General features: G+C 39.4%; 18 protein-coding genes. 10 read left to right on the top strand and 8 right to left on the bottom strand.

Features of this window, described 5'->3' with window-relative positions:
• The first annotated feature begins 10 nt into the window (after positions 1–10).
• The 3 genes from EV693_RS00765 to EV693_RS00755 are packed head-to-tail and all read left to right on the top strand — an operon-like array spanning position 11 to position 2516.
• Positions 11–814, top strand: a complete 804-nt coding sequence (locus EV693_RS00765) for a DNA methyltransferase (RefSeq protein ID WP_243694542.1) — start codon at positions 11–13, stop codon at positions 812–814.
• Between the two features lie 2 nt (positions 815–816).
• A complete protein-coding gene (locus EV693_RS00760) occupies positions 817–1503 on the top strand; it encodes a restriction endonuclease (protein ID WP_132500490.1) in 687 nt (228 codons plus the stop codon).
• Positions 1500–2516 (top strand): DNA adenine methylase, encoded by a 1017-nt coding sequence (locus EV693_RS00755; RefSeq protein ID WP_132500489.1) that lies wholly within the window; start codon positions 1500–1502, stop codon positions 2514–2516. The genes EV693_RS00760 and EV693_RS00755 overlap by 4 nt, the downstream gene beginning before the upstream one ends.
• 74 nt (positions 2517–2590) lie before the next feature.
• Here EV693_RS00755 and htpX read toward each other — a convergent pair whose 3' ends face one another.
• Positions 2591–3442, bottom strand: a complete 852-nt coding sequence (gene htpX / locus EV693_RS00750) for a protease HtpX (RefSeq protein WP_132500488.1) — start codon at positions 3440–3442, stop codon at positions 2591–2593.
• Positions 3443–3631: 189 nt separating this feature from the next.
• Here htpX and EV693_RS00745 point away from each other — a divergent pair, with 189 nt between their 5' ends.
• Complete coding sequence (locus tag EV693_RS00745) at positions 3632–4537, top strand: LysO family transporter (protein ID WP_132500487.1); 906 nt, start codon at positions 3632–3634, stop codon at positions 4535–4537.
• Positions 4538–4664: 127 nt separating this feature from the next.
• Here EV693_RS00745 and EV693_RS00740 read toward each other — a convergent pair whose 3' ends face one another.
• Positions 4665–5948, bottom strand: a complete 1284-nt coding sequence (locus EV693_RS00740) for an NAD(P)/FAD-dependent oxidoreductase (RefSeq protein ID WP_132500486.1) — start codon at positions 5946–5948, stop codon at positions 4665–4667.
• Between the two features lie 257 nt (positions 5949–6205).
• Here EV693_RS00740 and ccmE point away from each other — a divergent pair, with 257 nt between their 5' ends.
• The 5 genes from ccmE (at position 6206) to trxB (ending at position 12721) form a co-directional block, all read left to right on the top strand.
• On the top strand, positions 6206–6727 hold the full coding sequence (gene ccmE / locus EV693_RS00735) for a cytochrome c maturation protein CcmE (RefSeq protein WP_132500485.1): 522 nt from the start codon (positions 6206–6208) through the stop codon (positions 6725–6727).
• Positions 6724–8664, top strand: coding sequence for a heme lyase CcmF/NrfE family subunit (locus EV693_RS00730; protein WP_132500484.1), 1941 nt, complete (start codon positions 6724–6726; stop codon positions 8662–8664). Before ccmE ends, EV693_RS00730 begins: the two co-directional genes overlap by 4 nt.
• Positions 8665–8774: 110 nt before the next feature.
• On the top strand, positions 8775–8948 hold the full coding sequence (locus EV693_RS09445) for a DUF5363 family protein (protein ID WP_165904856.1): 174 nt from the start codon (positions 8775–8777) through the stop codon (positions 8946–8948).
• Positions 8949–9137: 189 nt separating this feature from the next.
• Entirely contained in the window at positions 9138–11534 is a 2397-nt protein-coding gene (gene glgP, locus EV693_RS00725; protein ID WP_132500483.1) for a glycogen/starch/alpha-glucan family phosphorylase, read from the top strand.
• 236 nt (positions 11535–11770) lie between these two features.
• The gene (gene trxB / locus EV693_RS00720) at positions 11771–12721 is read left to right on the top strand and encodes a thioredoxin-disulfide reductase (RefSeq protein ID WP_132500482.1); all 951 of its coding nucleotides are present in this window, start codon (positions 11771–11773) and stop codon (positions 12719–12721) included.
• 125 nt (positions 12722–12846) lie between these two features.
• On the opposite strand, the gene grcA is transcribed toward trxB, so the two are convergent.
• On the bottom strand, positions 12847–13230 hold the full coding sequence (grcA, locus tag EV693_RS00715; RefSeq protein ID WP_132500481.1) for an autonomous glycyl radical cofactor GrcA: 384 nt from the start codon (positions 13228–13230) through the stop codon (positions 12847–12849).
• 219 nt (positions 13231–13449) lie between these two features.
• Here grcA and ung point away from each other — a divergent pair, with 219 nt between their 5' ends.
• Positions 13450–14118, top strand: a complete 669-nt coding sequence (gene ung, locus EV693_RS00710; protein ID WP_132500480.1) for a uracil-DNA glycosylase — start codon at positions 13450–13452, stop codon at positions 14116–14118.
• Between the two features lie 7 nt (positions 14119–14125).
• Here the strand turns inward: ung and coaD are convergent, their stop codons facing one another.
• The 5 genes from coaD to lptF all read right to left on the bottom strand — a co-directional run bounded on the left by coaD (position 14126) and on the right by lptF (position 21764).
• Positions 14126–14623: a pantetheine-phosphate adenylyltransferase gene (coaD, locus tag EV693_RS00705; RefSeq protein ID WP_132500597.1), complete on the bottom strand. Its 498-nt coding sequence runs from the start codon at positions 14621–14623 to the stop codon at positions 14126–14128.
• 64 nt (positions 14624–14687) lie between these two features.
• On the bottom strand, positions 14688–15977 hold the full coding sequence (waaA, locus tag EV693_RS00700; RefSeq protein WP_132500479.1) for a lipid IV(A) 3-deoxy-D-manno-octulosonic acid transferase: 1290 nt from the start codon (positions 15975–15977) through the stop codon (positions 14688–14690).
• A 105-nt stretch (positions 15978–16082) separates the two neighbouring features.
• Positions 16083–19559 (bottom strand): DNA polymerase III subunit alpha, encoded by a 3477-nt coding sequence (dnaE, locus tag EV693_RS00695; protein WP_132500478.1) that lies wholly within the window; start codon positions 19557–19559, stop codon positions 16083–16085.
• 37 nt (positions 19560–19596) lie between these two features.
• Positions 19597–20667: an LPS export ABC transporter permease LptG gene (gene lptG / locus EV693_RS00690; protein WP_132500477.1), complete on the bottom strand. Its 1071-nt coding sequence runs from the start codon at positions 20665–20667 to the stop codon at positions 19597–19599.
• On the bottom strand, positions 20667–21764 hold the full coding sequence (lptF, locus tag EV693_RS00685) for an LPS export ABC transporter permease LptF (RefSeq protein WP_132500476.1): 1098 nt from the start codon (positions 21762–21764) through the stop codon (positions 20667–20669). Before lptF ends, lptG begins: the two co-directional genes overlap by 1 nt.
• Between the last annotated feature and the right edge of the window lie 111 nt (positions 21765–21875).

Below are 21875 nucleotides of genomic sequence, written 5' to 3'. Positions count from 1 at the left end.
CATACAACAATTGAATATTAATCCACATATATTTATGAAATTTAATGACCTAGAGCTATCCCAATGGAAAGATAGTGATATTAACACAGACAGTCTTTGGCTGATAAATGAAAGGGGAAAAAGCGGAAAGCACCAAAATATATACCATGGTAACTTTATTCCGCAAATTCCTAATCAGCTAATTAGAAGATATACCAAAGTGGGTGAAACTGTTTTTGAACCTTTTATGGGAAGTGGCACAACTTTATTTGAATGCGAAAATTTAGAACGGAAATATATTGGGTTTGATATAAACGAAAAGATAATTCACTTCGTAAAACAAAAAATGATGAATTCCAATCAAGAGAATTTCTATATTGCAAATTGCAATTCTCTTGACAGCCAAGGGGTGAATTTAAATTTTCAAGCATATAATAAGACAGCACAGTTTATTATTATGCATCCTCCTTATATGGATATAATAAAATTTACAAATAAACCTGAGGATTTATCACAGTACAGTCAAATTAATGATTTTGTTAGAGCATTTAAGACTGTTTGCAAAAATAGTTTAGCAAACTTAGATAAGGATCGCTATTTTGCACTTGTTATTGGGGATATTTACAGAAATAAGGAAGTTATTCCATTAAGTTTTTATTGTATGGATATGATAAAAAGAAATTTTAAAGTAAAATTAAAAGGTATTATTGTGAAAAATATTGAAGGGAATAAAGGAAAAATAAACACTCATGGTATTTGGCGATATAGAGCTTTAAGTAGTGATTACTATATTTTTAAGCACGAATATATTTTTGTATTTAAAAAAGAGTTTTAATTATGTCTAAAATGAAATTATTCTTAAAGCTATGTAGCCCTGATAACAATGGAGTATCTCGCTGGGTAAGTGTAGATGAATTTATCGGTGAATACGAAGGATTGAAGTTAGGTAACGGTGGTAGCTGGTGTAGAGCAAGCTCATCTTTAGCCAAAAAATATATTATTGAATTTGATAAATCTCGAACTAAAAGCAATGCCATTGATGCTGTTCGATTAAACGGATTTAATCAACAACCCTCATTTAGTCAAAATATCAGACAAGATATCAGGGAATATTATAAAAACAAAAATTGTGTAATGCTAGGCGTTAATGGCAAATCTGAAAATACCAAGATTGAGATTGATCATAAAGATGGTAGAAAAAATAATCAAAGAATCAGTAATATTCAAACGCAGAAATTAGAAGATTTTCAACCGCTATCTAAAGCCGCCAATGATGTCAAAAGACAGATTTGTAAAAAATGCAAAGAGACGGGTAAACGCTGGAATGCCAAGAACATATTGGGCAATCCCTATGCCTTTTATTTAGGCGATGAGAATTACTCTGAACAATTAGGCTGTTTAGGTTGTTATCAATATGATCCTGTTGAATATCGAAAAGTTATCGTCAGGCGTATTACAGAAGAAGCCTCCCAAAATACAGTGGAATTTATTTTTAACAAGTTATATGCAGAAGATGATTTATGAATTATATTGGCTCTAAATTAAAGTTATCCTCTTGGATAAAAGATGAAATTATGGATACTGTAGGTAGAAATTTATCCGATAAAGTATTTTGCGATCTTTTTGCTGGCACAGGTATTATCGGTAGAACATTCAAAGCAGATGTAAAAAAGGTCATTGCAAATGATATTGAAAGTTACAGCTATGTATTAAATAGAAATTATATTGGCAATCATTTAAACATAGATGGACTCACTACTTTAATTGAAGAACTCAATAATGTGAAGCCGAGAAATGGGTTTATTTATCAAAACTATTGCCTTGGTGGTGGTTCAGGAAGGTTATATTTTAGCGACGAAAACGGTCAGAAAATTGATGCAATAAGAATAAAAATATCGGCTTGGAGAGAAAAAAATCACATCTCAGAAGATATTTACTACTTTTTGTTAGCCTCGTTACTTGAAAGTGCTGATGCTGTTGCAAATACAGCTTCTGTTTATGGTGCATTTTTGAAAAAATTAAAATCAACTGCACTCAAGCCTTTAACAATTAAACCTGCTTACTTTGAAATCAACCATCAAGAACATGAAGTATACCAGCAAGACGCTAACGCTTTAATTACTCAAATATCAGGCGATATTTTGTATTTAGATCCCCCCTATAATGCACGCCAATATGGTGCTAATTACCATCTACTGAATACCATTTGCCTTTACGATAATTTTATTCCAAAAGGAAAAACAGGCTTAAGAGAATATCAACGTTCTCAATATTGTTCAAAATCAGAGGTTGCAAGAAGTTTTGATGAATTAATTAGTAAGGCAGATTTTAAATACATCTTTGTTAGCTATAACAACGAAGGCTTAATGACAACTCACGAAATTCAACAGATTTTATCCAAATATGGTAAATATGATTTAGCTCAAAAACAATATCAACGCTTCAAGGCTGACAAAACAGAAAGTCGAAACCATAGAACTCAATCTACTTTTGAATATTTACATATTTTAGAAAAATATGATGTATCAATAGCCTGACCAATTAGATATAACGTAATTAAAAAACACCCAACCTCATCCTGAGTGTTTTTGTAATTTGAAAACTAAAAATATTAAAGATTTCTTAACGCTTCAATCCGTTTTTCTAGCGGCGGGTGGCTCATAAATAATTGGCTGCGTTTGCCATTGATCATAAATGCACTTAATGAACCTTGTAGCTCTTGGGGTTCGTGTATTTGTTGTAAACGTTGTAAAGCAGCAATCATTTTCTGTTTTCCAACAAGACTAGCTGAACCTGCGTCTGCTTTAAATTCACGGTAACGAGAAAACCACATCGCAATCATTGTTGCCAATATACCAAAAACAATTTCCAGAACCATAGATACTAGAAAATAGATCCCTGAGCTGTGGCTCTCCTCACCATCGCTGTTACGAGAATTTGACACGACTGTCGCCACCATTCTAGAAAGGAAAATCACAAAGGTATTTAAGACCCCTTGTAATAAGCTCATAGTTACCATATCGCCATTGGCAATATGTGCTACTTCGTGTGCAATGACCGCTTCTGCCTCATCTTGCGTCATTGTGGCTAACAAACCTGTACTGACCGCAACTAACGAATTATTCTTGGTCGCTCCTGTTGCAAACGCATTCACATCATTTGAATGATAAATTGCTACATCAGGCATTGGAATGCCAACTTGTTGAGTTTGGCGTTTTACCGTTTCCACCAACCAACGTTCTGCGTTCGTGCGTGGTTCTTTAATCACTTCCGCCCCAACGGAACGCAACGCCATTGTTTTTGACAAAAATAACGAGATCAAAGATCCTGCAAAACCAAACAGAAGTGCCATAATTAAAATGCCACCTGTGCTATGCCCTGCAATGCCTGTTACACTTAAAATAATTCCCAATACAATCATTACAGCAAAGTTGGTTGCAAGGAATAATGCAATTCGCATCATATTTAATCATTCTCCATTAAGTAAAATAAAAAATTCGACACCACGATAATATATTAAGTTCTCAACATAATGATTTATTTAATAAAATTCAAGAGGAAATTTAAAAGTTATGCTATGCTTGGTTTACATTAGGTTCACACGACTTAATGGTTATGCTTAGTTACCCCATTTTACCAATCAAGGATATCTATGTTATACGGTTTACTCATTGCTTTTGTCCCACTTTTTCTTGGCTATATCTTTCAAGTAAAACAAACAACTATGCTGTGGGTAAATCGTATTGCAATTTCTTGTCTATACTTAATTCTACTCACAATGGGGATCTCGCTAGGGCAGCTTGATGAACTTGAAACGATATTGCCTAAAATTGGAACAATTGCCTTAGGATTGAGTGTCATTATACATAGCTGCAATATTCTCGCTTTAATACTGTTTGATAAATTTTTTCCTAGCCGATATCAAACACTAGCGACCGATGAACGCCCCTCCCGAAAACATCTACTAATTGATTCTCTGCTACTCTGCTCAATGGTGTTAATTGGTGGTGTTATCGGTTTTATTGCCAAAACTCGCTTTCATTTCCCTTTAAATGCAAGCACCTATGTGCTAGTCGTGATGATTTTCTGCGTAGGCATTCAATTGCGTAACAGCAACATTCCTCTTAGACAAGTATTTCTCAATCGTCAAGGTATTTATACCTCAATTATCTTTATTCTCAGTGGCTTACTAGGCGGGGTTATTGCTGCTTATTTCCTAAATTTATCCATTGTACAAGGACTTGCTTTCGCCTCTGGCTTTGGTTGGTACTCTCTTTCTAGCGTATTAATTAATGATGCTTGGGGAGCAGCCTACGGCAGCATTGCATTTTTTAACGATCTCTCTCGTGAAATTTTCTGCCTCTTTGCTATTCCATTTTTTATGCGAAATTTTCCTTCTACCGCAGTAGGTTTAGGTGGAGCAACATCACTGGACGCAACGCTCCCAATCATTCAAAAATCAGGCGGCATTCAAGTTGTCCCATTGGCAATTAGCTTTGGTTTTATTATTAACCTTGCTGTACCGCTATTGCTCCCCTTCTTTTTAGGATTAGGCTAAATTTCAACTGCAACTCATAGAAAGATTAGATAAAAATACGTTGAGTAAGAAAATAAAGCGGTCAGCTTGAGAAGAAATTTTGCAAAAATTACCCCAAAATTGACCGCTTATCCTAATTATTTTCAAATCAATGCAATTTCATTGTTGGTCGAAGAAAACGATTAATTCGCCCAACCAGCATCATTAACCCTGTTTTGATATAGCCGTGCAAAGCAACTTGGTGCATACGGTACAAGGAAAGATAAGCCACACGAGCAATTTTCCCTTCAATAAACATTGTTCCTCTAGCTAAATTGCCCATAAGGCTACCTATAGTGCCAAAACGTGAAAAAGAGACTAACGACCCTTTATCGTTAAACACAAACGGGTTTAAGGCTTTTCCATCAAGTTGAGCAAGTATATTTTTCCCACACACCGTTGCCATCTGGTGTGCAGCTTGTGCACGAGGTGGAACAGGTTTTCCATTTTCTTGCAGTAAAAAAGCACAATCACCGATCACATACACATTATCATCAGTCGTTGTTTGTAAGGTATCTTTCACAGCAATTTGATTGAGGCGATTTGTTTCAAACCCAAAACGAGCAGTGATTTCAGGAGCTTTAACCCCAGCTGCCCAAACCATCAAATCAGCTCGAAACAACTCACCATCTCGAGTAACCAGTCCCTCTGGTTTTGCCTCAATAACGGCTGTATTGGTCAGCACATTCACGCCTAACGCTTTTAATTCCTTTTGTGCCGCAGCAGAAACACGCTCTGATAACGCTGGAAGTAAACGATCGCCAGCTTCTAATAATGTTACTTTTAAACTTGTATTATTTAGTTTGCCAAAACCATAAGCATTAAGATGCTTAACGGCATTATAAAGCTCTGCTGAAAGCTCTATGCCTGTTGCCCCACCGCCCACAACTGCAATATGTAGCTCTTTTTCACTATTATTTGCAAATTTCATCATTAATTCCATCATCTGCTGATGAAACAATTTCGCCTGCTCAGAGCTATCTAGAAAAATACAATGCTGTGCAACACCTTGCGTACCAAAGTCATTTGAACGACTGCCGATAGCTAAAACCAATTTATCATAATTAATTTTACGCTCAGGTACTAACAGTTGATCCTTATGGTTATAAATGGGATCCAGTGTAATCGTTTTTTCCTGTGCATTCACATTTGTTAAGGTGCCTTGTTGGAAAGCAAAGTGATGATTTTTAGCGTGAGCTCGATAACTTAACGCATCAATACCGTCGTCCAATGCACCAGTAGCAACTTCGTGCAATAACGGTTTCCATAAATGCGTGCTATTTTTATCGACCAGCACTACATTTGCCCTCTTCTTTTTACCTAATTTATTACCTAAAAAAGTCGCAAGCTCCAGTCCGCCAGCTCCTCCACCAACAATGACGATAGTTTCCATCTTATTACTCCTATATAAATAAAAATTGTTTGCAATTCTAGAATATTCTACCTAAAAGGTTACCGTCCATTTTTTTGTTAAAAAGTGCATTTTAATGAGATAAATCAAGGTTATTTTTAAAATAATCATTACAATGACAAAATCACAGAGGGTAATAGTAACGAATAGCGTGTTGCCATTATACAATTTTTTAACTTTTTTTACTTTTTATTATTTACAAAGTCTTTGTATTGTTCACGAAGTGGGGAGGAGTGAAAATGAATCCGAGACGCAAATCGAGATTAAATATCATCATCAGTATTTTCCTTGGTATTGCTGTTGCAGTGGGGCTTATGCTTTATGCATTGAGCCAAAACATCGATCTGTTTTATACACCATCAGAAATAGTTTATGGAAAAAATGATGATCCGAATACAAAGCCTAAAGTAGGACAACGTATTCGTGTTGGCGGTATGGTCGTTGAAGGTTCAGTCGTTCGTGATAACAAAAGTCTCAAAGTCAGCTTTGGCCTGAATGACATTGGACCTGCTATTGAAGTGGAATATGAAGGCATTTTGCCCGATTTATTTCGTGAAGGGCAGGGTATTGTTGCACAAGGTACGTTAGTTGAGCCGACTAAATTACGAGCAACAGAAGTGCTGGCAAAACACGATGAAAACTATATGCCACCAGAATTAAACGATCAAATGAAAAAACAACACCAACCAATGGGCGTTTCGGAGGCAGATTTAAAAGGGGAATCAGCACGTGATCGCCAACAATTAGGAGCCGACAAATGATTGCGGAACTCGGTAATTTTACTCTTGCACTCAGCCTTATTTTGTCAATTTTACTTGCAATCCTACCGCTTGTTGGAACAGAAAAAAATGATCCACGTTTAATCGCATTAGCTCGCCCAATGACGTGGGGCTTATTTTTATCTCTGACAGTTTCATTTGGGACGCTGTTCTATTTATTTGCCGTTAATGATTTTACTGTGCAATATGTGGTCAATAATTCCAATAGCAACTTGCCATTAGAGTATCGCTTATCTGCCGTTTGGGGATCGCACGAAGGCTCACTGTTACTATGGATTTGGCTTCTTTCACTTTGGAGTGTTGCTGTCTCGCTTTTCAGCCGCCAAATGCCTGATGAATCTGTTGCTCGAGTATTAGCAATAATGGGACTGGTCAGCATTGGTTTTTTAATCTTTATCTTATTTACGTCTAACCCATTTGATCGAACTTTTCCCGACTTTCCTGTTGATGGACGAGAGCTCAATCCGATGTTGCAAGATGTAGGATTGATTTTTCACCCGCCATTGCTCTATATGGGCTATGTAGGGTTTTCTGTCGCCTTTGCATTTGCCATCGCTTCGCTAATGACAGGTAAATTAGATACCGCTTGGGCTCGCTGGTCTCGTCCTTGGACAATGGCTGCGTGGGTTTTCTTAACGCTTGGCATTGTACTCGGTTCTTGGTGGGCATATTACGAACTAGGTTGGGGCGGTTGGTGGTTTTGGGATCCTGTTGAGAATGCCTCACTAATGCCGTGGATTGCTGGCACAGCACTCATTCACTCTCTTGCAGTTACTGAAAAACGAGGAAGCTTCAAGGCGTGGACGGTCTTACTTGCCATCTTAGCCTTTTCACTCTGCCTACTTGGCACATTCCTTGTCCGCTCAGGGATTCTCGTCTCTGTACACGCCTTTGCCTCTGATCCCACTCGGGGTTTATATATTCTAGCTTATCTCGTGATTGTGATTGGTGGATCGTTATTGATGTATGCTTATCAAGGCAGCAAAATTAAGAGTATTGATAACGCTGAACGCTACTCTCGTGAGTCAATGTTATTTCTTAACAATGTACTTCTAATGGCATTTCTATCTGTGGTCCTTTTAGGCACGATTTTGCCACTGATTCATAAGCAAATTGGGCTAGGTACAATTTCCATTGGTGCCCCCTTTTTTGATCAAATGTTTATGATCTTAATGGTTCCCTTTGCGTTTTTACTCGGTATTGGACCGCTTGTAAAATGGCGTAGAGACCAGTTTTCAGCAATTCGCAACCCTGTTTTTCTATCATTATTTGCAATGATCCTACTTGGCTTTGGGTTACCTTACTTGTTTGATAACCGCATTACGATCAGCGTGGTACTCGGTACAATGATGTCAGCTATCATTGTTATATTAAGCCTATACGAACTGCACCAGCGGGCAACACACCGCCATTCTTTCCTCATAGGGATATTCAAATTATCTCGCTCACATTGGGGAATGGTCGCAGCACATTTGGGCGTTGCAATGACGGTATTCGGTATTGCATTTAGCCAAAATTTTAGTATTGAGCGTGATGTGCGAATGAACGTAGGCGATAGCACAAACATTTTAGATTACACCTTCACCTTCAAGGGCATTCGTGATAGCAATGGAGCAAACTATATTGGCGGAACAGCCGACATTGAAATTAAAAAAAATGGTAAGTATGAGACGACCCTTCACGCTGAAAAACGCTTTTATACTGTCAGTAAAATGGGTATGACAGAAGCCGCTATTGATTGGGGCTTTACACGAGATCTTTACGCCGCATTAGGCGAACGCCTTGAAGATGGTTCTTGGGGACTACGCCTCTACTATAAACCGTTTATCCGCTGGATTTGGCTGGGTGGCGTATTTATGGCAATCGGTGGTCTGCTTTGTATGTTTGATCGGCGTTACCGCCTAAAAATTTCAAAATAATCTCTGATCAGTTATGCTACAATTATTCTGGCTGTGCAAAAAATCGTTTAAAACTGACCGCTTGGTGGTCAGGCAAGGACAAATAAAAAGCAAAAAATTGAGGAGAAAAGATGTCAGAAAATACACATTCTCAAAAAAGTCTATTGCGAAAATGGCTTGATAAATATAATGACTTCTGCAAAGATTTAGGCGTAGAACAAGGTGCTTGTCGTGGCTGTGTTCCTGTTGTTAAATTTGATCCTGATTCAAAAAAAGCAGCAGAAAAACAAGAAGAGAAAAAATAAAAGAATGCTCCTCGCTTGAGGAGCTTATTTATTTAGCTAGCTTAGCGTGAGTTCAATTAACTGGAATGCACTCATTCGTATCAACCAATTTCCCCCCTAAAGCTCATACCGCTACAAAAAAACAAGAGAGGATTTCAACTCGCTGATAGTAGGAAATAATGAGCTAATTTATTTGTATGGGAGAATTCTATGTCTAGTGCCGATTTCCAAACACATTTTGCCCTCACCCTCCAACAATTCTGCGAAGAGCGTTTTATCACACCGGAACAGCTATCCGATTTGCAATGGTATCAACTCATTGCCCAAACAAGCCAACAATATATTTTGCAAAATTTTCCCAAAAACCCACCGCTTGCTTACACACGCAAGGTCAATTATTTATCAATGGAATTTCTCATTGGACGCTTGCTTGGCAATAACTTAATGAACCTTGAACTATATGATTCTGTCGAACAGATTGTGGCAAAATATGGCAAGTGTTTGATGGATATTTTAGAACAAGAACGTGATCCTGCTTTGGGAAATGGCGGCCTAGGCAGACTAGCAGCTTGCTATTTAGATTCAATGGCAACTTTATCCCAGCCTGCTATTGGCTACGGTTTACACTATCAATACGGTTTATTTAGACAGAGCATTGGCTGGTCTGGCGAGCAGCGTGAAGAAGGGGATTACTGGCAGCGTGATTTTTATCCGCAACAACACCATCGTGCAGATTTGGCTCAAACAGTCGGTTTTGGTGGCGAAGTGCAGCATCGTGAAGGCGACCATTATGATTGGCAGCCTGAATGGACAATTTCTGGAAAAGCCTTTGATCTCCCTGTAGTCGGCTATAAAGGAATACAACAGCCTCTGCGTCTTTGGCAAGGCTACAGTGAAACGGCCTTTCATCTAGAAAAATTTAATGATGGTAACTACCTTCAAGCAGAACAAAATACCATAAATGCCACCAAGCTCACTAAAGTCTTATACCCGAATGATAACCACCAACACGGTAAAGCGTTACGTCTAATGCAACAATATTTCCACTGTGCCTGTTCAGTGGCGGATATTGTTCGCCAACATCTTGCACAGGGTAGAACCCTTGAGCAATTACCTGAATTTGAAGTCATTCAGCTCAACGACACTCACCCAGCCATTGCGATTCCTGAGCTAATGCGATTACTGCTCGATCAGCACCATCTAAGTTGGGAACAGGCTTGGGATATTTGTCGCCATACTTTTGCCTATACAAACCACACTCTGCTACCTGAAGCCCTTGAACAATGGGATCAACATCTCATCGCCAAACTATTACCACGCCATATACTCATCATTGAGCAACTCAACCACGAGCTATACCAGCAAGTGAAGGCAGAATTCAGCCCACAGGAATTTGCTCAAGTTTGGCAAGAAACTGCACTGATTATGCACAGCCGTGTAAGAATGGCTAACCTATGCGTTGTGGGGGCGTTTGCTGTCAATGGTGTGGCTCAAATTCATTCTGACTTAGTTGCTAATGATCTGTTTCCAGCCTACGCACGGTTATTTAAAGGAAAATTCCACAATGTCACCAATGGCGTGACGCCTCGTCGCTGGATTCGCCAAGCTAACCCTGCTCTCAGTCAATTATTAGACAAGCATATTCAAGGGGATTGGACGCAAGACCTTGATCGCTTAGCACAAATTGAACCGCTTGCAAAAAATAGTGAATTTCAGACCGCTTATGACAATGTCAAACAGAAAAATAAACAGGCATTGGCACAACTAATCCAAGCTGAATTAGGCATAGAAGTAAACTGCAACGCCATCTTTGATGTGCAAATTAAGCGTTTTCACGAATACAAACGCCAGCACCTCAATTTATTGAATATTATCGCCAGCTACCAATCACTCAAGGCAAATCCAGCGCAAAATTTCGTCCCTCGAGTCTTTATTTTCTCTGGAAAAGCTGCCCCTGGGTATTTTATGGCAAAGCAAATTATTCAAGCGATTAATGGTGTCGCAAACGTGATTAACCACGATCCTACAATGAAAAATAGATTGCAAGTCATCTTTTTACCTGACTATCGAGTGAGCTTAGCAGAGAAAATTATTCCTGCAGCAGACGTTTCAGAGCAGATCTCGCTTGCAGGAAAAGAAGCCTCTGGAACAGGCAATATGAAACTGGCACTGAATGGAGCCATTACCCTTGGCACGCTTGATGGTGCAAATGTCGAAATTGCTGACTACGCAGGTCAAGAAAACGTAGTCATTTTTGGACATACCGTCGAATCCATCAAACAATTGCGAGCAAACGGCTATATCTCCAAGCAGTACTACGAAAACAATCTAGAGCTAAAGCACGCCATTGACGCATTGGCAAATGGTACATTCTCAAACGGTGATACAACTCGTTTTGCCTCATTGGTCAATGATATGCTCAACCACGATTACTTCTGCGTCTTAGCCGATTTTGCAGCTTACCGCCAAGCTCAAGCACAAATTGCGGCACGTTATCAAAATAAAACCACTTGGCTGGAATCAACCATTCTTAACACAGCTCGACTGGGCAAATTCAGTTCCGATCGTTCAATCAGAGACTACCAAACACGCATTTGGAAAAAATAACGAGAGGACAAAAACAAAAAATCGTAGATAAAAATCAGACAAGCGGTCATCAATTGCAATAATTTTGCAAAAATTGACCGCTTGTTAGTTTTTCGTTTATGCCTGCTTTGCTCAATATTTTTGTATTTTTCCCCTTTGTCATTGTCATTTATTCCTTTGGTAATTTCACGACTAACATTCAAATCCAGTTATATGCTATATTTACACTCTATTTGTCCATCGGAGATTAAAAATATATGGCAACGAAACACGCAAAATTATTAATTCTAGGATCAGGTCCTGCTGGCTATACTGCTGCGGTATACGCTGCTCGAGCAAATTTAAAACCCATGTTGGTAACAGGTATGCAACAGGGCGGACAGCTTACGACAACCACAGAAATTGAAAACTGGCCAGGTGAATTTGGTGAGATCACAGGCTCTGAATTAATGAATAAAATGCAGCAGCACGCTGAGAAATTTAATACTGAAATTATCTTTGATCATATTCATTCTGTCGATTTCTCTAAACGCCCTTTTACTCTCAATGGCGATTTTAATACGTTCACTTGCGATGCACTAATTATTGCAACAGGAGCGTCTGCAAAATATTTAGGTCTAACCTCAGAAGAAAAATATAAAGGTAAAGGTGTGTCAGCTTGTGCGACCTGTGATGGCTTCTTCTATCGCAATAAACCTGTTGCCGTAATTGGCGGTGGAAATACCGCTGTCGAAGAAGCACTTTACCTGTCAAATGTTGCCTCTGAAGTTCACTTAATTCATCGCCGTGAGACATTCCGTAGCGAGAAAATATTACTCGACCGCTTGATGAGAAAAGTAGCAGAAGGCAAAGTTATTCTACATACCCATTATGTATTGGACGAAGTATTAGGCGATGATAATGGTGTGACTGGCATTCGAATTCAATCCACACAAACTGAGCAATCTCAAGAGTTAGCACTTGAAGGGGTATTTGTTGCCATCGGTCATTCTCCAAATACGGTGATTTTCCAAGATCAACTTGAACTCAACAACGGCTATATTGTTGTGAAATCAGGACTTGAAGGGAATGCCACTGCAACAAGTGTCGCTGGTGTATTTGCAGCAGGTGATGTAATGGATCATAACTATCGCCAAGCGATCACGTCAGCAGGCACAGGCTGTATGGCCGCACTCGATGCAGAAAGATTTTTAGAAGCACAACAATAAAGCTAATAATGAAACAGTAATAAAAAACCAGTAGATACAAAAAGCCCGTAGAAATGGTAACAAAAAGGACTTAGCCCAATAAGCCAAGTCCTTGAATTTGTTATCAACGAAGAATAAACGATGGATTATAAACTTTCAGTAAATGTTCTGGTAATGACATCACGTTGTTGTTCTGGCGTTAATGAGTTGAAACGCACGGCATAACCTGAAACACGAATAGTGAGCTGTGGATATTTTTCAGGATTTTTCACTGCATCTTCTAATGTTTCACGGCGTAGCACATTGACATTTAGATGCTGACCGCCTTCAACTTTGATTGTTGGGGCAATGTTTACAGGCACTTCACGGTAAGTAATTTGCCCCAATTGGCTAAGCTCAACGACTTGATCTTCTTGATATTCGCCTTTGGCACATAAACAACGAGCTTCATTTTTGGTTTCATCAAGTAACCAAAAAGAGTTAATCAAGTTATTATTAGCAGATTTAGTAATTTGAACACCTTTAATCATAAAAACTCCTTAATTTAGAGGGAAAGTAAAATTATAAAAAAATTTGATATTTTAAAAAATTATAGTAATTTTAACCATTATTTGAGAAAAAGCGAGAAAAATCGGAGAAAAAACAAGAAAACTCTGCTTATTTTTTGATATTTTACAAATGAAAATTCAAATTTCATTTATTTTTAACCGATCGTTTTAAAGATTAACATCAGATTAACAGGATAGAGAATGAAGAGCTGGAAAGATGCAATTGGCGAGGAAAAACAGAAGCCTTATTTTCAACATATTTTAAGCTATGTCAGCCAAGAACGAGTAAACGGAAAAATAATTTATCCGCCCAAGCAAGAAGTATTTAGTGCATTTGCATTAACTGAATTTTGTGATGTGAAGGTGGTGATTATTGGACAAGACCCTTACCACGGTCCAAACCAAGCTCACGGCTTATCTTTCTCCGTAAAACCCAATATTGCCCCACCTCCTTCTTTAATTAATATTTATAAGGAATTAGCTCAAGATGTCGGTTTTCAAATTCCTCAGCACGGCTATTTAGTCAATTGGGCAAAACAAGGCGTATTATTACTCAACACGGTCTTAACTGTAGAACAAGGAAAAGCACATTCTCACGCCAATATCGGTTGGGAAACCTTTACAGATAAAGTCATTCACCAACTTAATCGCCATCGAGAAAAATTGGTTTTTCTACTTTGGGGAAGCCACGCACAAAAGAAAGGACAAGTTATTGATGGCACTCGTCATTGCATATTAAAAGCACCGCACCCCTCCCCTCTTTCAGCTCACCGAGGATTTTTAGGCTGCCGACATTTTTCGCAAACCAACGCTTACCTTAAAAAACAAGGCATCGTAGAAATCGAATGGCAACTACCGCTAACGCTATAAAACCCTTTTACAACGAACTCAAATTACGCAAGGCAAGATAAACAGGTTTAGGAACAAATGGCGAAATGTCTCCTTGATGTCGATAAATTTCTCGTACCATTGTCGAAGACAAATAACGCCATTCAACCGCAGGGGGCAAAAAGATCGTCTCTAATTGATGAGATAAACGTTGATTTAACTGAGAAAGCTGGATTTCATACTCAACATCATCGCTGCTGCGTATTCCTCGCAATAAACATTTTGCCCCATATTGCTTCGCTAAATCAGCCAGTAAACCACTAAACCCAACAACAGTAACATTTCCCATCGTTCCGATACTTTGTTCAACTAGTGCCACACGCTGTTCAAGTGAAAACAAGGGGTTTTTACTCGGATTCGCCGCAATTGCAACAATGATGTGCGGAAACAATCTCGCCGCTCGCTGAATAATATCAATATGTCCATTCGTAATCGGATCAAAAGTTCCTGCATAAATCACGTTATAATTATCGTGCTTTTTTTTCATCATTTGCATAATCACTCAGTTAGCCCTATTGATTGCATTTATTTCAAAGAAATTGACCGCTTGCCTACTCAATAGCCATTGCTAAATAGGCGTCAAGAAAATTTAAATGTCGTTGAACAGAACCTTTATTTTCCGCTAAAACAGTCATACCTTTTTGGCTAAGTTGCTTCACAAATTCAGGCTCCGCTAAACATCTGTTCACTGCCAAAACAAGCTCTTCAGAGCGGCTTTCCACTTCAATTACCCCATTGACCTCACGCAACTTTGTGAAAATCTCTGGGAAATTAAATGTGTGCTTACCTGAAATCACTGGAAGGTTAAAAGCGAGTGGTTCTAACGGATTATGCCCCCCAATTTCAACTAAACTCCCCCCCACAAAAGCAATTTGGGACAAACCATACAGCAACAGCATCTCCCCCATCGTATCGCCTAACAATACATTACTCTCTGGCAGAATTACACTATTTTCAGACCGTTTTTGATAGGTTATCGCCATCTGTTTCAGCAAATGTTCGACAGAAACAAACCGCTCAGGGTGGCGTGGTACAAGGATTAGCAATAAATTAGGGTATTTTTCAAGCAATGTCTGATGTGCCGCCAATAGGATTTTTTCTTCTCCTTCGTGCGTACTACCTGCAATCCAAATTTGGCGATTTGCAATGTTTAGCAATTCAGCCGTCTGCTTTGCCTGCCGATATAATTCAGGTGTGATCGACAAATCAAATTTCAAATTACCTACGGTCAGTAATTTTTCTGATGGCACACCAATCTGTGCATAACGCTCGGCACTAACAGAATCTTGAGCAAGCACAAAATCAATACTCTCGACGAGAGTCGGTAAATGCTTGGCTACCCAACGATAACGCCTAACAGAGCGAGCAGATAAACGAGCATTCACAATCCCAAAAGGAATATTATGTTGATGCAATTGGGTGATTAAATTTGGCCACAACTCCGTTTCCACGACAAGCAGTAAACGAGGGCGAACAAACCGCAAAAAACGTTTAATACTATCTGGCAAATCAAAAGGCAAATAAAAATGTGAGACCGTTGATCCAAAGTTAGCCTGTACTCTTGCTGATCCTGTTGCCGTCATTGTCGTAACCGTGATTGGTAAATCAGGATAGCGTGCTTGAATAGCCTTAACCATTGGCGTGGCTGCGATAACCTCGCCGACAGACGCAGCGTGAATCACTATACCATCAGCTTTCGGTTGAGAATGTTGATGATAAATGCCATAACGCTGCATCACACTTTGGCAGCATTTTGGGATCTGTCGTGCTTTTCTCCACATCATTAGCAACAATATTGGAGAGAATAGATAAAACAATAAAGTATAAAAAAAACGTAACATATCACCCCTTTAAGCGGTCAAAATCGGTCATTTCTTTGCAAAATTAGCACATATAGTCAAATAAAGTAGAAAAAGAATAAAAGTAAAAAGCTATCAACTCAATCCTTATCTAAATTCTACCTCAACAGCATTTTCCCCTAATAAATTGCGTAACTGATTTAACAGAGCTTCTTGTGGTGTAACGTACCATTCGACACCACTTTTTAACAACGCTCTCGCATCAGGGCTTTGATAGTAGAAGTGTAACGGTAATATACCTTCTTTGTATGGCGTTAAAATTTCTTTCAATATTTTAATAAAACTTGGAGATAGCTGCTCGTGATTAACAACCAAAGCAAGGCTCTGGGCATAACGAGTTCTTGCCTCATCAAGCGAGATTAATTCACGAGCTGACATTTTTAGACCACCACTAAAATCGTCCATCTGAACAGCACCTGTTGCCACAATAATCTGATCTTTCTCTAACAAATGACCAAATTTCTCCAACGCTTCTGAAAAAAGAGTAATATCTAACTTGCCAGAGCGATCCTCAATGGTTGCAATCCCAATGCGGCTACCTCTTTTCGTTACCGCAATGCGTGAATTCATCACCAACCCTGCCACAGTCACAACCTGTCCTCTTGGAGTAGCTTGCAATTCATTCAAACGAATTGGAGCATAATGAGACAGCTCTTTTAAAAAACGTCCAACAGGGTGCCCACTCAAATAAAGCCCTAATGTTGATTTTTCGCCATCAAGCAACACTTGTTCTGTCCATTTCGGCGTATTAGCGTACGCATTTTGAACTTCCTCTGGTGTTTCCGTCAGCACACCAAACATATCACTTTGCCCAAGCTCTTCCATTTTACTGTGTTGATCCGCAGCTTTAAGTGCATCTTCTAAATTTTTCATCAAGGCGGCACGATGTGGACCTAGTTTATCGAATGCCCCTGCCATAATTAATCCTTCAAAGGTACGACGATTGACTTTTCTTAAATCAACTCGAGCAGTTAAATCAAAGAGATCCTTAAAAATCCCTTCTTTTTCTCGAGTCTCCAACATTGCATCAATCGGTCCTTCTCCTACCCCTTTAATCGCCCCCAAGCCATACACAATTTCGCCTTTCTCATTCACACTAAAACGATGTCTACCGCTGTTAATATCTGGTGGCACAACCGTCAATCCCATATTAATCGCTTCATCATACAAGCCAACAATTTTATCGGTATTATCCATTTCAGAAGTCATCACCGCAGCCATAAATTCGGCAGGGTAATGGGCTTTTAGCCACAAGGTTTGATAGGAAACCAAAGCATAAGCGGCCGAATGCGATTTGTTAAATCCATAGCCTGCGAATTTTTCCACCAAATCAAAGATCTTAACTGCCAAGCTCCCATCAATGCCGTTTTTAATCGCCCCCTCCTCAAAAGTGGCACGCTGTGCCGCCATTTCCTCTGGTTTTTTCTTACCCATTGCACGGCGTAATAAATCCGCACCTCCCAAGGTATAGCCTGCCAATACTTGTGCGATTTGCATCACTTGTTCTTGATAAACAATCACACCATAGGTTGGATCTAAAATAGGTTTGAGTGATTCGTGCTGATATTGTGGATCAGGGTAAGCCACTTCCTCTTTACCGTGCTTACGATCAATAAAGTTCTGAACCATTCCTGACTCTAATGGACCTGGGCGAAACAGTGCCACTAAAGCGATAATATCTTCAAAACAGTCAGGTTTTAAGCGTGAAATCAGATCTTTCATTCCCCTTGATTCCAACTGAAATACCGCTGTTGTTTTTGCTTTCAACAGGAGATCAAACGCTTTTTGATCATCAAGCGGAATACTCTCAATCCGCACTGCAGGTCTGCCCTCACGAGCAAGACGCTGGTTGATCATCTCTAACGCCCATTTTATGATGGTTAATGTCCGCAGTCCCAAAAAGTCAAATTTAACTAAGCCTGCATATTCCACATCATTTTTGTCAAAATGCGTAACTGGGTTTTCCCCTTCTGAATCACAATAAATCGCAGAAAAATCTGTAATCGCCGTCGGTGCAATCACTACGCCACCTGCGTGCTTACCTGCATTGCGAGTAACCCCTTCTAGCTTGCGTGCCATATCAATGAGAGCTTCAACTTCCTCATCAGTGTCATACAGCTCTTGTAATTTGGGTTCAACATCAAAGGCTTTTGCCAACGTCATACCAGGGTCTGGTGGAATTAATTTTGAAATCCTATCGACAAAGCTGTAAGGGTGTCCTAAAACTCGCCCCACATCTCGAATCACCGCTTTTGCTGCCATCGTACCAAATGTAATGATCTGCGAGACCGCTTGACGCCCATAAATCTCTGCAACGTGCTCAATCACTCGATCTCGCCCGTCCATACAAAAATCAACATCAAAGTCAGGCATAGAAACACGCTCTGGATTTAAAAATCGTTCAAAAAGTAGATCGAATTCCAATGGGTCGAGATCCGTAATTTTCAAGGCATAAGCCACGAGAGAACCTGCCCCCGATCCTCGTCCTGGTCCAACAGGAATGTCATTATCTTTCGACCACTGAATAAACTCCATCACGATCAAGAAATAACCAGGGAACCCCATTTGGTTAATCACATCAAGCTCTATTTGCAATCTTTCATCATAAACTGACCGCTTACTCGCACGCTCAACAGGATCTGGAAATAAAAATTCTAGACGCTCTTCTAAACCTTCACGAGATTTTTTCACTAAAAAATCTTCCGTAGAAAGCTCACCCGTTGGAAAATTAGGCAAAAAATACTCGCCTAAACGCAAATTCACATTACAGCGTTGAGCAATATGAAGTGTATTTTCAATCGCTTGAGGCAAATCTGCAAACAGCTTTACCATCTCCGCTTCGCTGCGGAAATATTGCTGCGGCGAATATTTTTTCGGTCTTTTCGGATCGTCTAGTGTGTAACTATCGTGAATAGCCACTCGAATTTCGTGAGCTTCAAAGTCCTCTTGCTGAAGAAAAAGTACATCATTGACTGCCACAATAGGCACTGCAAATTTTTTTGCTAAATTAACCGCTTGTTGAATATAACGCTCTTCATCAGCTCGCCCTGTTCGGCAAAGAGAAAGGTAATAATGATTAGGAAAATAATGTTGGTAGAAGCCCAGCAGTGTCTCCGCCTCTGCTACATTCTCTTTCAATAACGCCTTACCAACATCACCATTGCGACCGCCAGATAACAAGATTATGCCCTCATTCAGTTCTGCCAACCACGCTTTCTCCACAATGGGAAAATCCATATAACCTTGCTGGTATGCCCTAGAGAGCAACAGTGTAATATTTTGATACCCTTGATTATTTTTTGCCAATAACGTCAGCTCAAAAAACTCATCTTTACCTGTTTCTGCTCGAAATAGAATATCTGCACCGATAATCGGCTTAATCCCTGAACTTAATGCCTCACCATAAAACCGAACCAAACCACAAAAATTAGAAAAATCGGTTAATGCCATTGCCACCATATTATTGGAGGCAACAGTTTTCAGCAATGGTTTGATTTTTGCCAAACCATTGACCATTGAGAAATCAGAATGAACTTTAAGATGAACAAAACGAGGGGCCGACATAATTTTCCTATATATTTCTTATCTCTTAATCTCTCTATCAGCCTCTTTTTCTGACCAAGAGCCACCAAACTACAGATAAGCAGATTAGACTTGGTAAAAGACTACCAAAGGCAACGGGAAGCCAAGAAAAAACGAGGCTCAAATTGCCAAAGACAATATTTGAGACATAAAATACAAAGCCTGCCAAAATACCAATGACAATCTTTGCCCCCATCGTGCTACTACGCAATGGTCCGAAGATAAATGAAATCGCCAATAACATCATTACAGCCATTGAAACAGGCTGAAATATTTTTCGCCAAAATGTAATCTCAAAACGTTTCGGATCTTGCCCAGTTTCTTTTAAAAACCCGACATAATCCGCAAGCCCTGAAATAGAAAGTGATTCTGGTTTAAGAGAAACCACACCTAATTTACTTGGTGTGATACTAGTTTTCCAAATTTGATCAGCACCTTGAATTTGGGTAATTCGGTTTTCGGTCAAATTGGAACGTTCAACCTGCTTCAACACCCAATCTTTACCTACATATTCCGCCTTTTTGGCACTGATGATCGCATTCAACTCCCTTTGTTCATTAAATTGGTAAATAAGTAGATCGTTTAAATGTTGTTCATCTTGAATTTGGCGGATATAAATGAAATCTTGCCCATCTTTTGCCCAAAATCCACCTTGGGTAGCTAACATTGATCCGCCACTTTGTGCCATAGAACGCATATTTCGAGCAAATTGTTCCGTTTGAGGTACGCCCCATTCCCCCATAATCATCGTGAATAATACCAATGGAATGGCAGTTTTCATCACAGCTACCCCAATGCGAAAACGAGAAAATCCCGCAGATTGCATCACAACTAGCTCGCTACGGCTTGCAAGCCCTCCTAGCCCCATTAATGATCCAAGCAAAGCTGCAATGGGGAAAAATGTTTCCACATCTCGAGGTATGGTTAAAAAAGTATAGTATGCTGCGTGCAATCCATCATAGCTTCCTTTACCAACGGAACGAAATTCCTCTACAAATTTAATAATTGCTCCCAACCCAACTAATAAAAATAAGGTGAGTAAGATGGCACTAAGAATGGTTTTGCCAATATAGCGTTCTAATATATTCATTAAATAATCACCTTTTTAGAGGTTAATCGATAACGTAATACGGATAACCATTTACTGTTCCAACTATTTAGGATAACACCCAATACTAAAAAACCCACAGAAACAAGCGGCATTAAACCAGATACATTTAATTTCCCAGCACCACCAGCAGATTTTAGCGAACTTTGCAATAGGAAATAGATTAAATAGAGCAATAACGCTGGCAATAATTTTGCAAAACGCCCTTGCCGTGGATTAACGCTACTCATCGGCACAGCAAGCAACGCCATCAAAGGTACAGAAAAAATTAACGCAAAACGCCATTGCAGCTCTGCTTTTGCTTCTGCTGAATCGTTATTGAGTAATTGACCCAAACTCGCTCGCTGCACCAATTTTTCATCAGTCTCCACTTCTTGATAACCTAGATAGGCAGTGTAGTTATCAAAGTGAGCGAGATTAAATTCTGCAGAATGTGGCGTGCCTTCATACCTTGTACTATTTTTCATCGTCAGCATCTGGTCGCCATTTGGCAGCCCCTGTAATTGTGCCAACTCTGCGACAACAACAGACGGTTTGTTTCCTTTTTGCTGCTCAGGTTGAAAAACATAAATATGATTGATTTTATTATCTTGAATATTATCAATAAATAAAACATAGCCCCCAGCTGACATAAATTGCCCTGCGGATAATGCGGCAAAACGAGGGTTAGCTTTCGCTTCAGCTAACATTTCACTCTGCTTATTCATTGCCCAAGGTGCTAACCAAAAAACATTATAAGTCGCAACCACAGTGGTAATAACAGAGAGCAACAACGTTGATTTAACCAATAAGCTCTGTCCAACACCACAAGCTCGCATCACGGTGATTTCACTTTCTGCATAAAAACGCCCTAATGTCAGTAAAATTGCGATGAAAAGCGATAGCGGCAACATCAACTGTGCCATAGTCGGCATACCCAACCCAAGCAAATTCAACACAAGATCTGTCGGCACACGCCCACTGACCGCTGAACTTAATACTCTCACTAATTGCTGAAAGAAAAAAATCACTAGCAAAATAAACAAAATTGCTAGCTGGCTTTTAAAAATTTCCTTTGTTAAATATCGACTTAAAATCACGATAGTCTTCTCATTTGATCAATTTATACTTGCAATTTTTATGAAAATTAGTAGTTTGCTTATGTATTTTCCTGCAAGCTCAAGCGGTCTAGTTTGCTCATTTTTTTGCAA

Origin of the sequence: Nicoletella semolina (assembly GCF_004345745.1) — a bacterium.
GTDB classification, from domain to species: domain Bacteria; phylum Pseudomonadota; class Gammaproteobacteria; order Enterobacterales; family Pasteurellaceae; genus Nicoletella; species Nicoletella semolina.
Note: the sequence above shows the minus strand (reverse complement) of the source record. Positions and strands in the feature narration are given on the sequence as shown.

Bases quoted from the DNA above. Each gene is read 5' to 3' on its own strand.
- dnaE (WP_132500478.1), bottom strand. From the start codon at position 19,559: ATGTCGGCCCCTCGTTTTGTTCATCTTAAAGTTCATTCTGATTTCTCA.
- EV693_RS00755 (WP_132500489.1), top strand. From the start codon at position 1,500: ATGAATTATATTGGCTCTAAATTAAAGTTATCCTCTTGGATAAAAGAT.
- htpX (WP_132500488.1), bottom strand. From the start codon at position 3,442: ATGATGCGAATTGCATTATTCCTTGCAACCAACTTTGCTGTAATGATT.
- coaD (WP_132500597.1), bottom strand. From the start codon at position 14,623: ATGAAAAAAAAGCACGATAATTATAACGTGATTTATGCAGGAACTTTT.
- EV693_RS09445 (WP_165904856.1), top strand. From the start codon at position 8,775: ATGTCAGAAAATACACATTCTCAAAAAAGTCTATTGCGAAAATGGCTT.
- EV693_RS00760 (WP_132500490.1), top strand. From the start codon at position 817: ATGTCTAAAATGAAATTATTCTTAAAGCTATGTAGCCCTGATAACAAT.
- waaA (WP_132500479.1), bottom strand. From the start codon at position 15,977: ATGTTACGTTTTTTTTATACTTTATTGTTTTATCTATTCTCTCCAATA.
- trxB (WP_132500482.1), top strand. From the start codon at position 11,771: ATGGCAACGAAACACGCAAAATTATTAATTCTAGGATCAGGTCCTGCT.
- ung (WP_132500480.1), top strand. From the start codon at position 13,450: ATGAAGAGCTGGAAAGATGCAATTGGCGAGGAAAAACAGAAGCCTTAT.
- lptG (WP_132500477.1), bottom strand. From the start codon at position 20,667: ATGAATATATTAGAACGCTATATTGGCAAAACCATTCTTAGTGCCATC.
- EV693_RS00745 (WP_132500487.1), top strand. From the start codon at position 3,632: ATGTTATACGGTTTACTCATTGCTTTTGTCCCACTTTTTCTTGGCTAT.
- EV693_RS00730 (WP_132500484.1), top strand. From the start codon at position 6,724: ATGATTGCGGAACTCGGTAATTTTACTCTTGCACTCAGCCTTATTTTG.
- glgP (WP_132500483.1), top strand. From the start codon at position 9,138: ATGTCTAGTGCCGATTTCCAAACACATTTTGCCCTCACCCTCCAACAA.
- ccmE (WP_132500485.1), top strand. From the start codon at position 6,206: ATGAATCCGAGACGCAAATCGAGATTAAATATCATCATCAGTATTTTC.
- EV693_RS00740 (WP_132500486.1), bottom strand. From the start codon at position 5,948: ATGGAAACTATCGTCATTGTTGGTGGAGGAGCTGGCGGACTGGAGCTT.
- grcA (WP_132500481.1), bottom strand. From the start codon at position 13,230: ATGATTAAAGGTGTTCAAATTACTAAATCTGCTAATAATAACTTGATT.